The sequence below is a fragment of the Bradyrhizobium sp. genome (genome assembly GCF_027307225.1).
Classification (GTDB): domain Bacteria; phylum Pseudomonadota; class Alphaproteobacteria; order Rhizobiales; family Xanthobacteraceae; genus Bradyrhizobium.
This window is the reverse complement of record NZ_DAHUXJ010000001.1, coordinates 1-11875: the sequence shown is the minus strand read 5'-3', so window position 1 is coordinate 11875 and position 11875 is coordinate 1. Positions and strand designations below refer to the sequence as shown.

At 61.1% G+C, this 11875-nt stretch carries 8 protein-coding genes and 1 pseudogene; 3 read left to right on the top strand and 6 right to left on the bottom strand.

Annotation, left to right across the window (positions count from 1 at the left end; genetic code table 11):
• Nucleotides 1-166: 166 nt before the first annotated feature.
• From M6D32_RS00045 to M6D32_RS00030, 4 genes are all read right to left on the bottom strand, one after another.
• Nucleotides 167-3454: an efflux RND transporter permease subunit gene (locus M6D32_RS00045; protein WP_298252102.1), complete on the bottom strand. Its 3288-nt coding sequence runs from the start codon at nucleotides 3452-3454 to the stop codon at nucleotides 167-169.
• Between the two features lie 9 nt (nucleotides 3455-3463).
• Entirely contained in the window at nucleotides 3464-6565 is a 3102-nt protein-coding gene (locus tag M6D32_RS00040) for an MdtB/MuxB family multidrug efflux RND transporter permease subunit (RefSeq protein WP_298252100.1), read from the bottom strand.
• Nucleotides 6562-7866: an MdtA/MuxA family multidrug efflux RND transporter periplasmic adaptor subunit gene (locus tag M6D32_RS00035; RefSeq protein WP_298252098.1), complete on the bottom strand. Its 1305-nt coding sequence runs from the start codon at nucleotides 7864-7866 to the stop codon at nucleotides 6562-6564. Before M6D32_RS00035 ends, M6D32_RS00040 begins: the two co-directional genes overlap by 4 nt.
• A gap of 348 nt (nucleotides 7867-8214) precedes the next feature.
• Nucleotides 8215-8436, bottom strand: coding sequence for a hypothetical protein (locus tag M6D32_RS00030; RefSeq protein WP_298252096.1), 222 nt, complete (start codon nucleotides 8434-8436; stop codon nucleotides 8215-8217).
• A gap of 148 nt (nucleotides 8437-8584) precedes the next feature.
• On the opposite strand from M6D32_RS00030, the gene M6D32_RS00025 reads away from it, so the two are divergent.
• Nucleotides 8585-8770 carry a hypothetical protein gene (locus tag M6D32_RS00025; protein ID WP_298252094.1) on the top strand — a complete coding sequence of 62 codons (186 nt, stop codon included), beginning with the start codon at nucleotides 8585-8587 and terminating at the stop codon, nucleotides 8768-8770.
• Here M6D32_RS00025 and M6D32_RS00020 read toward each other — a convergent pair.
• On the bottom strand, nucleotides 8749-10305 hold the full coding sequence (locus M6D32_RS00020) for a tripartite tricarboxylate transporter permease (protein ID WP_298252092.1): 1557 nt from the start codon (nucleotides 10303-10305) through the stop codon (nucleotides 8749-8751). The genes M6D32_RS00025 and M6D32_RS00020 overlap by 22 nt on opposite strands.
• Nucleotides 10302-10775 carry a tripartite tricarboxylate transporter TctB family protein gene (locus tag M6D32_RS00015; protein WP_298252090.1) on the bottom strand — a complete coding sequence of 158 codons (474 nt, stop codon included), beginning with the start codon at nucleotides 10773-10775 and terminating at the stop codon, nucleotides 10302-10304. The genes M6D32_RS00020 and M6D32_RS00015 overlap by 4 nt, the downstream gene beginning before the upstream one ends.
• 452 nt (nucleotides 10776-11227) lie before the next feature.
• On the opposite strand from M6D32_RS00015, the gene M6D32_RS00010 reads away from it, so the two are divergent.
• Together M6D32_RS00010 and M6D32_RS00005 are read left to right on the top strand one after the other, a co-directional pair.
• Entirely contained in the window at nucleotides 11228-11641 is a 414-nt protein-coding gene (locus M6D32_RS00010) for a DUF3830 family protein (RefSeq protein ID WP_298252088.1), read from the top strand.
• Nucleotides 11642-11875, top strand: a pseudogene (locus M6D32_RS00005) (allantoinase); the annotation flags it as partial. It lies immediately after the preceding gene.

Genomic DNA, 11875 nt, shown 5'->3' with positions numbered 1-11875 from the left:
TCCAGGAACTTCAAATGGAAAAGCGGCACTAGAGTCCTAGGTTTGCTAGTGCCCATAACTTTCCGAAGTTCGCGAAAGGTGCGCGCTGAGGTGGTGCACGAACTTCGGAAAGTGGGCGCTAGCGAGGGCCGTCGTGATACGTTGCCGATCATCGGAATGCCAACACCTACTCGCCGGGTTGCAGCCTGGTCTCGGGCGCGAGCGGTGCGTCCCCACCCCTGAGACGTTGGCTCCAAAGCCGGAATCGGTCCATATAAAGGTAGATTACCGGCGTTGAATAGAGCGTCAGGGCCTGACTCAGGATCAGTCCCCCGACAATTGCGATGCCGAGCGGCCGCCGCAACTCGCCACCCTCGCCGAAACCAATGGCCAGCGGCAGGGCGCCCAGCAGCGCGGCCATCGTCGTCATCATGATCGGCCGGAAGCGCAGCAGGCATGCTTCATAAATCGCGTCAACCGAACTCAAGCCGCGGCTGCGCTCAGTCTCGAGCGCAAAATCGATCATCATGATCGCATTCTTCTTCACAATTCCGATCAACAGGATGACGCCAATGAAGGCCATGATGCTGAATTCGGTCTTGAAGGCCATCAAGGCGAGCAGGGCACCGACGCCCGCCGACGGCAGCGTCGAAAGAATGGTCAGCGGATGGACATAGCTCTCATAGAGCACGCCAAGGACGATGTAGATCGTGACCAGCGCGGCCATGACCAGATATGGCTGGTTTTTCAGCGAATCCTGAAAGGCCTTTGCCGTACCCTGGAAGGTACCGCGGATGGTAGCGGGCACGCCGATCCGGTTCATGGCCGCATCGATCGAGGTGACGGCCGAACTGAGCGAGCCGCCCGGCGGCAGGTTGAAGGAAATGGTGTTGGCGACCAGAAGGCCCTGATGGTTCACAGCGAGCGGCGTCGCGCCTTGAACGAAATGCGCGACTGCCGACAGCGGAATCATGGTCTCGGCGCCGGTTGAGACCGCCGAACCGGTCGAGGCCACACCCCTGCCGGTGGTGCCGATCGAATTGTTGGCGAGGTTTCGGGCCGCCTGCGTGTTGGCCGAGGTGGTGGAGTTCGCAGCGTTGGTGCTGGCGGCAACGGTTCCGGCAACCGCATTGGTCGATTGCGATCCACCGACCGAAGCGCCCGAGGTAGAGATCCAGACGTCCTTCAGCGTTTCCGGATTTTGCCAGTACTGTGGCGCGACTTCCATGATCACGTGGTACTGGTTGCGGGCGACATAGATGGTCGACACCTGCCGCTGGCCGAACGCGTCGTAAAGGGTGTTGTCGACCTGGCTGACGGTGATACCGAGTTGCGCCGCCGCATCGCGATCGATCACCAGATTGGATTCAAGCCCCTTGTTCTGCTGATCGCTATTGACGTCGGTCAGGTTGTGGTCGCCTTGCAGTGCGGCCGCGATTTTCGGCGTCCACTCGTTGAGCTCCTCGAATGTCAGCCCCTGCAGGGTAAACTGATATTGCGCGCTGCTGGCGCGGCCGCCGATGCGAATATCCTGCACCGCTTGCAGGAAGAGAGTGGCGCCCGGTATCACCGCCATTTCCTTCCGCAGCCGGCCAATAACGCCGTCTGCCGAAATCTTGCGCTCACTGAGCGGTTTCAGCGAGACGAAAACGAAACCGGAATTGGTCGGGCCGCCGCCGGTAAAGCCAACGGCGGTTTCGACGGCAGCGTCGCTTTTGATAATGGTGATGAACCGCGTCAGTTTCTTCTGCATCAACTGGAAGGAAATACTTTGATCGGCCTGGATCGAGCCGACCAGCCGGCCGGTGTCCTGCTGCGGGAAGAAGCCCTTGGGAATGACGTAGTAAAGATAACCGGTGAGTCCGATCGTTGTGAAGAAAACCAGCATGATGCTCAGCGGATGGCGCAGCGCCGCGGTCAAAGTCCTGCGGTAAAAGCCCAGCATGGCATCGAAAACGCGTTCGGTGAGACGATAAAGCCGCCCATGCTCGCCGGTTTCGTGACGCAGCAGAACCGCACACATCATCGGCGTTGTCGCCAGCGAGATTACCAGCGAAATCATGATCGAGATCGAGATCACCACCGCGAATTCGCGGAATAGCCGGCCAATGATGCCGCCCATCATGAGGATCGGAATGAAGACGGCGATGAGCGAGATGCTCATCGAGAGCACGGTAAATCCGACCTCGCCGGCGCCCTTCAGCGCGGCCTCCATCGGGCTCATGCCTTCTTCGATGTGACGGGTGATATTTTCGAGCACGACGATGGCATCGTCGACGACGAAGCCGGTTGCCACCGTGAGCGCCATCAGCGAAAGATTGTCGAGGCTGTAGCCGAGCAAATACATGGCAGCGAAGGTCGCGATCAGGGACACCGAGACTGCCACGACCGGGATCAGCGTGGCGCGAAGGCTGCGCAAGAACGCGAATACCACGAGGATCACGAGCAGCACCGCAAGGACGAGTGTGCGTTCGACATCATGTAACGAGGTGCGAATCGTGATCGAACGATCGAGGGCAATCCCAAGGTCGATGGCCGGAGAAACCGTGGCCCTGAGCTGGGGCAGCAGCGACTTCACCAGGTCGACGGTGCTGATGATATTGGCGCCCGGCGCCCGGTAGAGAATGATCAGGACCGCAGGTTTGCCGTTGGCAAGTCCGGCATTACGCAAATTTTCGACCGAGTCGGTGACTTCACCCACGTCCGAGAGACGAACCGGGGCGCCTTTACGATAGGCGACGATCAGGCCTTTGTAGTCGTCGGCTTTGGTGGCCCGGTCGTTGGCATAGACCTGGTAGCGCTGGTCGCCGACGTCGATGCCGCCTTTCGGACTATGTGCGTTGGCGCTGGAAAGCGCGGCCCGCACATCTTCGAGGCCGACGCCATATTTGTAGAGCGCCTGCGGAATGAGCTCGGCGCGAACCGCCGGCAGCGAACTGCCGCCGACAACCACCTCGCCAATGCCGTCGACCTGCGACAATTTCTGCGCCAGTACGGTTGACGCGGCGTCATAGAGGTCGCCGCGGGTCTGGGTATCCGACGTCAGGGCGAGGATCAGGATCGGCGCATCGGCCGGATTGGATTTTTTATAGGTCGGGTTTGACCGCAGGTTGGTCGGCAGGTCGGCACGGGCGGCATTGATCGCAGCCTGCACGTCGCGTGCGGCGCCATTGATGTCGCGATTGAGGCCAAACTGAAGGGTGATGCGGACCGAGCCCACCGTGCTCGACGAGGTCATTTCGGTGACGTCGGCAATCTGCCCGAGATGACGCTCCAGCGGGCTTGCGACCGTCGTTGCCACGTCCTGCGGGCTGCCGCCCGGCAGCGTTGCCCGAACGGAAATGGTGGGGAAATCGACCTGCGGCAGCGGCGAGACCGGCAATTTGAAGAAAGCCACCACGCCGGCCGCCGCAAGGCCGAAGGTAAGCAGCGTCGTTCCAATCGGTCGTCGAATGAACGGTGTTGAGGGCCCCATGACGAGCCCTCATTCCGCCGGCTGGGCAGCTTCGCCCGAACGTCCGGAGAAGCGGATCGCCAGGCGGTCGAACCAGAGATAGATCACCGGCGTCGTGAACAGCGTCAGCATTTGACTGACCAGAAGACCGCCGACGATGGAGATACCGAGCGGATGACGCAGTTCGGAACCGGCGCCGGTACCGAGCATCAAGGGCAACGCGCCGAGGACGGCGGCCATCGTCGTCATCAAGATCGGACGGAAGCGCAAAAGGCAGGCCTGATAGATCGCGTCGCGCGGCGACTTTCCTTCGTTACGTTCGGCTTCAAGTGCGAAGTCGATCATCATGATCGCGTTCTTCTTCACGATGCCGATCAGAAGGATGATGCCGATGATGGCAACGATGGTGAGGTCGTCTCCGGCGATCATCAGAGCCAGCAGCGCGCCGATGCCGGCCGACGGCAGCGTGGAGAGAATCGTGACCGGATGGATGAAGCTCTCATAGAGAACGCCGAGCACGATGTAGACGGTGACGATCGCCGCCAGAATCAGGAAAAGCTGATTGGAAAGCGACGATTGAAACGCCAGCGCTGCGCCCTGGAAGCTCGTGATCACGCTGGCCGGCATCGCGATATCGCGCTCTGCCTGCTTGATCGCGTTCACCGCCTCGCCGAGCGAAGCGCCCTTGGCCAGGTTGAACGAGACCGTTGCAGCCGGAAACTGTCCGAGATGCGATACCTGGAGCGGCGCGGTTTCCTGCCGGAATTTCGCCAGTGTCGCAAGCGGCACCGGTGTCGAGCTGACCGAAGAGGGCAGATAGATGTCCGACAGCGATTGCAGGGATGTTTGCAGATGCGGGTCGGCCTCGAGGATGACGCGGTATTGGTTGGAGTTGGTGAAGATCGTCGAAACGATGCGCTGGCCGTAGGAGTCGTAGAGCGCGTTGTCGACCGTTGCCGGCGTAATGCCGAAGCGCGCCGCCTGGTCGCGATCGATCTCGACATAGACCGACAGGCCCCGATCGGAAATGTTGCTCGCAACATCGCCAAGCTCCGGCAGCGTCCTCAGCTTGTCGACGAGCTTGGGAGTCCATTCCGACAGCTGCGCCGGGTCGGCGTCCTGCAAGATGAATTGGTATTGCGTCTTGCTGACCGTGCCCTCGATCGTCAGATCCTGCACTGGCTGCATATATAATGTGATGCCGGTCAGCGGAGCGATGTTGCTCTGGATCCGCCGCATGATGGTCGAGATGTCGGATTTGCGCTCGTCATAAGGCTTGAGATTGATCAGAAGACGTCCGCTATTGAGCGTGGTGTTGGTTCCATCCACGCCGATAAAGGACGAAAGACTGACGACATCGGGATCCTTCAGGATGATCGAGGCGAGCTGCTGCTGCCGTTCGGCCATCGCCGCGTACGACACCGACTGCGGCGCTTCGGAAATCGCCTGAATCACGCCGGTGTCCTGAAGCGGGAAAAAACCTTTCGGGATTGCGACGTAGAGCCACCCGGTCAACGCGAAGGTGCCGAGCGCGACGAGCAGGGTAAGCGGCTGGTGGTCGAGCACCCAGGTGAGTGCGTGGCCATACATCTCGATGATCCGGTCGAAGCCCTCGCGGCTGTAGCGCTGGAAGGCGTTTTCCTGATCGTGCGATTCCGGCTTGAGCAGCTTGGCGCAGGCCATCGGCACCAGCGTCAGCGAGACCACCGCCGAGATGAGAATCGTGACAGAGAGTGTGATGGCGAATTCGCGGAACAGGCGGCCGACCACATCGCCCATGAACAACAACGGGATCAGCACCGCGATCAGCGATACCGTGAGCGAGATGATGGTAAAGCCGATCTGCTCGGAACCCTTCAGCGCGGCCTGTAGGGGACTGTCGCCTTCCTCGAGATAGCGGGAGATGTTCTCGATCACGACGATGGCGTCGTCGACCACAAAGCCGGTGGCAATCGTCAGCGCCATCAGCGACAGGTTATTGAGGCTGAAACCAAACAGGTACATGGCCCCTAACGTGCCGACCAGCGACAACGGCACTGACAGGCTCGGGATCAGGGTTGCGCGGGCGTTACGCAGGAAAACGAAAATCACCAACACCACGAGGATGACAGCGAGTGTCAGTTCGAACTCCACGTCCTGGACGGAAGCGCGGATAGTCGTGGTGCGGTCGGTCAGGATGTTGAGGTCGATGGCAGCCGGGAGCGACGCCTGCAATTGCGGAAGCAGCGCCTTGATACCCTCGACCACCGCGATGACGTTGGCGCCCGGCTGGCGCTGGATATTCATAATGATCGCCGGCGTTTCGTTCATCCACGCGCCGAGCTTGTCGTTTTGCGCGCCGTCGACGACGTCGCCGACGTCGCTGAGGCGGACTGGCGAGCCGTTCTTGTAGGCGATGATCAGCGATTTGTAGTCGCTTGCGTTGCGGATCTGGTCGTTGGCGTTGATGGTGTAGGCGCGCATCGCGCCGTCGAAATTTCCCTTCGGGGTATTGACGTTGGCATTGCCAAGCGTGGTCCGCAGGTCGTCGATGTTGAGGCCGTAGGCGGCCAGCTTGCGGATATCGGCTTGAATGCGCACGGCCGGCCGCTGACCGCCGCTCAGGCTGACGAGACCGACGCCGGGAAGCTGCGAGATTTTCTGCGCAAGGCGCGTGTCGACGAAATCCTCGACGTCCGTCAGCTGCATTGTCTTCGATGTCAGGCCGAGGGTGAGGATCGGTGCGTCGGCCGGGTTGACCTTGGCGTAGATCGGCGGCGCGGGAAGGTCGGCGGGAAGCAGATTGCCGGCAGCATTGATGGCGGCCTGAACCTCCTGTTCGGCCACGTCCAGGGAGATGGTCAATCCGAACTGCAGCGTGATGACGGACGAGCCCGCCGAACTGATCGAGCTCATCTGGTTGAGGTTCGGCATTTGCCCGAACTGCACCTCCAGCGGCGCCGTGACCGAGGAGGTCATCACGTCGGGACTGGCGCCGGGATAGAAGGTCTGGACCTGAATGGTCGGATAGTCGACCTCAGGCAGGGCCGCGATCGGCAGGAAGCGAAACGCCAGCATGCCTGATAGCATGATGGCGATCATCAGGAGTGTCGTTGCGACCGGCCGTAGAATGAACGGCTGCGAGGGACTCATTGTTTTTGTCCGCCGTCCTGCTTCTGGCCGCCGTCGGAACGCCGCCGCTTGCCGCCACTCGCTTTATCGGGCTGGGCCGGGGCCGGGTTGTTGGTCGGGGTTGGGTTGTTCTCCGAGCGGATGACGATCTTGGCGCCGTCCCGAAGCTTGTCGGCACCGTCGATGACGATACGCTCGCCGGGCGAGAGGCCGGAAAGAATCTCCACGCGATCGCCGTCGGTTACGCCAAGCTTCACCGGCCGCACCGATACGGTGCTGTCGGCGTTGACGAGATAGACGAACGTACCGGGCGCGCCGCGCTCGATGCCCGCGGCCGAGATCGTCGTGACGTCCTTGTGCGTATCAAGCAGCAGGCGGATGTTCACGAACTGGTTCGGATAGAGCAGGCGATCCTGGTTGGGGAACAGGGCCCGAAGCTTGATCGTGCCGGTGGTCGGATCGATCTGGCTGTCGAAGCTTGTCATCGAGCCGTCGGCGATCTTAGTGACGCCGGTGCGATCGAGGGCGGTGACGGGCAGCACGGCGCCGGCCTGCGTACGTTTGGCGATGGCTTGCAGATTGTCTTCAGGGACCGTGAATAGCACGCTGATCGGTTGCAGCTGCGTGATGACGACAAGGCCGTTGGCGTCGCCGGGGGTCACGTAGTTGCCCTGGTCGACGAGACGCAGACCGACGCGGCCGTCGAGCGGCGATACGATCCGTGTGTAGGCGAGGTTGACTTCGGCGGACTTCACCGACGCCTTGTCGGCTTCGACCGTGCCTTGATCCTGGGCCACGAGCGCCACTTGCGTATCGAGTGTCTGATGCGGGACGGCGTTCTGCGCCGCCAATCCCTGATATCGCGTCAGGTCGACTTGGGCGCCCTTGAGCATGGCTTCATCGCGGGCCAGTTGCCCCTTGGCCTGCGCCAGCGTTGCCTCGTAAGGTCGTGGATCGATTTCCGCGAGCAGATCGCCCTTCTTGACTTCGTTGCCTTCGGTAAAATCGATCTTCATCAGGTAGCCAGAGATCTGCGTGCGAACCGTCACGGTTGCAAGCGAAGTCACGGTGCCCAGCGCGTTGATGTTGACGCCGATGTCGCCCTTGCCGACGGCTTCCGGGACGATCGACATCGGCCCGGAGTTGCGGCCTTTGCTGTCCGTCTTGGGTGCCGTGCCATGCCCGGTCCACCAGACGATGCCGCCGACCACCAGCAAGATGAGGATGGATGTCAGGATAAACCGGCCGCGGGACCGCGGCTTGGCGGCCTGTGCCGGACCAACTGTGGGGGCTTCCTGGAGATTCTTGATCGGTTGGTTCATAAACCTGCCATCGGATGAGAAGTGTGGGTGCTTGCGGCTGCTTGCCACAATGGCCGCAGGAACCGCCTCCAGGGGGCCGCGGGCGACCTTATTTGAACGTCCCCGCCAGTGGTTGTCGCATTAACATTCGGAAAGAATTGCACTTTTGGTTCGGACCGCGACCGCGGGGCAACAATCAAGGTGTCGTCTCGCCGTCCGCGCGGTTCGGAGAACGGCACGAGCGGTCAGCCCAAACGATGTACCTTTAACATATTTTTAATCAGAGCAGGGGGCGCCACAAGGCCATGCCACCCGAGAGAACCGGGACAGACGGAAGGACACGGGCTGCCGCCGTCGGGCATGCCGGCCTCAGGCGGCCCCATCCAGCAGGCGGAAAGAACCCCGGATCAGCGCCCGGCGTCCCTTTTCCGTGATGGCGGGAATGCGGTCGCTGATGGTTACGAGGCCAAGCGCAACGAGGTCTCCGAGTGCGGAGCGGGTTGCTGCCGACGGGCGAGCAAAGGGTGCTCGCAGCGCCTTCAATGCTTCCCATTGATCGGGTTTGAGATCGAAGTCGCTCTCGTCGTTCATGCTGCCTCATTGATCGTGGCCTAGGTCCACTCGCGCCGCTCTCTTAGGGAAGAAGCGTGAAGCCGGTGCGACCGCATTGCGTCTGCAATTGGCTTTTGCGCGCAACTTTTCTTGAATCGGTCCAGGCCGGAAATGTTTGGTAACGCGGTTGTCACATCTGCGTGCCAAAGCACGGTCGTCGACACCGCGCAACACCAACCGCTGGCCGCTCCGGCTTCCTTCGGGCCCGCTGGTGCTGCTGCTGCAAATCGTGATCGGCGTTTTCGAACTCGGCGAATGCGTCGTCCGTTCGACGGACGGACTGGCGTCGCCTTACTCCGCCAAGCCGGAATAGGACGTCGCCGGGATCTGCGCCTCGATCGGCTTTTCGTCCTTCGCGGCTTTCGGGCGCAGCCAGACATAGATCTGGGCGCCGATCAGCACCACGCAGATGAAGAGGAAAAACGCACTGATCGGGCGTTCGATGAACGTCATCAGGTCGCCGCGGGAGATGAGAAGGCTGCGGCGGAAATTTTCCTCGAAGCGCGGCCCAAGCACGAAGCCGAGCAGGATCGGCGCCGGGTGGAAATCCAGACGCAGCAGGATGTAGCCGACAACGCCGATCACCAGCGTTTCGCCGACCTGGAACATGTCATTGCCCGCGGCATAGACGCCGATGCAGACGAAGAACATCGCGCTCGGGTAGAGGTAGCGGTAGGGAATGCTGAGCAGCTTCACCCACAGGCCGATCATCGGCACGTTGAGAATGACGAGAAGGATATTGCCGATCCAGAAGCTTGCGATCAGGCCCCAGAAAATATCGGCGTGCTGGCTGATGAGCTGCGGGCCCGGCACGATGCCGTGGATGATCAGCGCACCCAGCAGCAGCGCCATCACGGTATCGCCAGGAATGCCGAGGCTCATGGTGGGGATGAAGTCACCCTGCACCGAGGAGTGCGTCGACGCCTCGGGGCAGGCGACGCCTTCGATGGCGCCGTGGCCGAAGCGCTCCGGCGTTTTCGAGATCTTCTTTTCGGTCGCATAGGACACGAACGAGGCGATGGTCGGACCGGTGCCCGGGATCAGGGCGCAGAGGCTGCCGAGAATGGTGCCGCGGATCATCGGCGGGAACGATTTCTTGAGGTCGGCCGCCGATGGGAACATGTCGGAAATGCCGACATTGGCGTATTTCATGTCGACGGCTTCGGTATTGTTGATGCTGTTCATGAATTCGGCGATGCCGAACATGCCGAGCGCCAGTGCAACGATTTCAATGCCATCGAAGAGCTCGGTGATGCCGAACGTAAAGCGCGGCTGGCCGGTCTCGATGTCGGACCCGACAATCCCGAGCAGAAGCCCGAACACCGTCATGGCGATGCCCTTGAGCGGCGAGCCCTTGGCGAGCGTCGAGCCCGCGATCAGGCCCACCAGCATCAGCGAGCACACTTCGGTAGGACCGAACTCGAGCGCCATCTTCACCAGGAACGGCGCAAGAAAAATCATTTCCGTGATGCCCCAGGAGGCGCCAACGAAAGCTGCGATGACGGTGATGCCGAGCGCCGTTCCTCCCTTGCCCTGCTTGGTCAACGGAAAACCGTCTAGACACGTTACCGCGTGCGGCGGATGGCAGGGCAGGTTGAGCAGGATCGAGCAGATCGCCCCGCCATACTGGGAACCGTAATAGACGCCTGAAAGCATCAGGATCGCGGGGACCGGATGCATGCCGAAGGTCAGCGGCAGCAGGATCGAGATCGTGGCCACCGGCCCCATGCCGGGCAGCACGCCGACGAGGTTGCCGACCAGCACCCCGAGGAAGCAATACATCAGGTTGTGCGGCTCGAGCGCGACGCCGAAGCCGGACCACAGATCGGTAAGCGCGGTCGAAATCACAGATTCACCCCGCGCAGCAGCGGAAAAGGAATGTTCAGGAAGTAGTGGAACAGCAACACGCCGAACACGGTGACGCCACAGGCCAGAATGAACGACGATTTATACGTCCCCGTCTTGTCGCCAAGGGCGGAAACGAACACGCAGGCAAACACTGCCGGAATCATCCCGCCATATTCGCCGAGGACGATGAACAGGACCGGCCCTGCGAGGAGGCAGAACCAGCCGAACCATTGCGGATTGTCCGGCATGAACTTCTTGTCGTCGGGCTCGGACGAACCGAGAGCGGTGCCGGCGATCAGCACGCCGAGAAAGGCAAGGACGATGCCGAGTGCGACGGGCATGAAGCCCGGGCCCATCCTGGCGAGGCTGCCGAACTTGTAGCCAGAGCCCGTCACCGCGGCTCCCACGCCGAGCAGCACCATCAGGCCGCCGGCATAATAGTCCCGCTTCCAGACAAACTTCCCCGACAACCGCGTCTCTCCCGAACCCTTTTTTTCGGCCGCGACCCTACCTGTCGCGGCCATGCCTGTCGATATGGCCGCATCTCTCTTTTGAAGGCAGGAGGAACCGGCATTGGCCGAACAGGCTAACCCAGTTTATCGACCGATAAAAACGACAAAATATCGCAGCACGGCCGATGGTCGCCCCTGATGTCGCGGCGCGGCATATCGCTGGGCGGGCTTTGTGGAGGTAGCAAACGTCGCCGAATTCGATTATCGATGGGGCTAGTGAAGCGACTCTGACGTTCCTTCAGTTTCGCAGCGATCTCTTCAAGGAACGTCAGAGTCAAAGCTTCACTAGAATCATATATTTACTAGTGTCCCTTTGGTTCTGACATTCGTAAATGAACCCGCCGCGACATGATACGAATGTCAGAACCGGGACACTAGCAACCCCTCGAGATGTCATGACGGGTATTTTGATGAGCCAACTCATTGTCCATGCCGGCGACTTCACGTTTCACGCCCGCTTTGAAGAGCAGTTGGCGCCCAAAACCTGTGCGGCCTTCCGCCGGGCCATGCCGTTCGACAGCCAATTCATCCATGTGCGCTGGAGCGGCGAGGGGGTCTGGATGCCGCTGGGCGATCTGGATTTTGGCGTCGGCTTTGAAAATCACACGAGCTATCCGGCGCCCGGCCAGATCATTCTTTATCCCGGCGGGATCAGCGAGACCGAGATTCTCCTTGCCTATGGCGGGGTGCATTTTGCCAGCAAGGTGGGCCAGCTCGCGGGCAATCATTTCATCACGTTGACGTCGGGCCTCGAGAACTTGGCCGCGCTCGGCAAGACCGTGCTGTGGCATGGGGCGCAGAAGGTCCGTTTCGAGGAAATGTAAATGGCGGGGTCGGGATATCCGAGGGATCTCCGCGGCTACGGACGAAATCCGCCCCATCCGCGCTGGCCCGGCGACGCTCGTATCGCCGTGCAGTTCGTGGTGAATTTCGAGGAAGGCGGCGAGAATAACATTCTGCACGGCGACCGCGCCTCGGAAGCGTTCCTGTCGGACGTGCTCCGTGCGCAACCCTGGCCCGGACAGCGTCACGCCAATATCGAATCGATGTTTGAGTAT

Bases quoted from the DNA above. Each gene is read 5' to 3' on its own strand.
- M6D32_RS00045 (WP_298252102.1), bottom strand. From the start codon at position 3,454: ATGGGGCCCTCAACACCGTTCATTCGACGACCGATTGGAACGACGCTG.
- M6D32_RS00040 (WP_298252100.1), bottom strand. From the start codon at position 6,565: ATGAGTCCCTCGCAGCCGTTCATTCTACGGCCGGTCGCAACGACACTC.
- M6D32_RS00035 (WP_298252098.1), bottom strand. From the start codon at position 7,866: ATGAACCAACCGATCAAGAATCTCCAGGAAGCCCCCACAGTTGGTCCG.
- M6D32_RS00030 (WP_298252096.1), bottom strand. From the start codon at position 8,436: ATGAACGACGAGAGCGACTTCGATCTCAAACCCGATCAATGGGAAGCA.
- M6D32_RS00010 (WP_298252088.1), top strand. From the start codon at position 11,228: ATGAGCCAACTCATTGTCCATGCCGGCGACTTCACGTTTCACGCCCGC.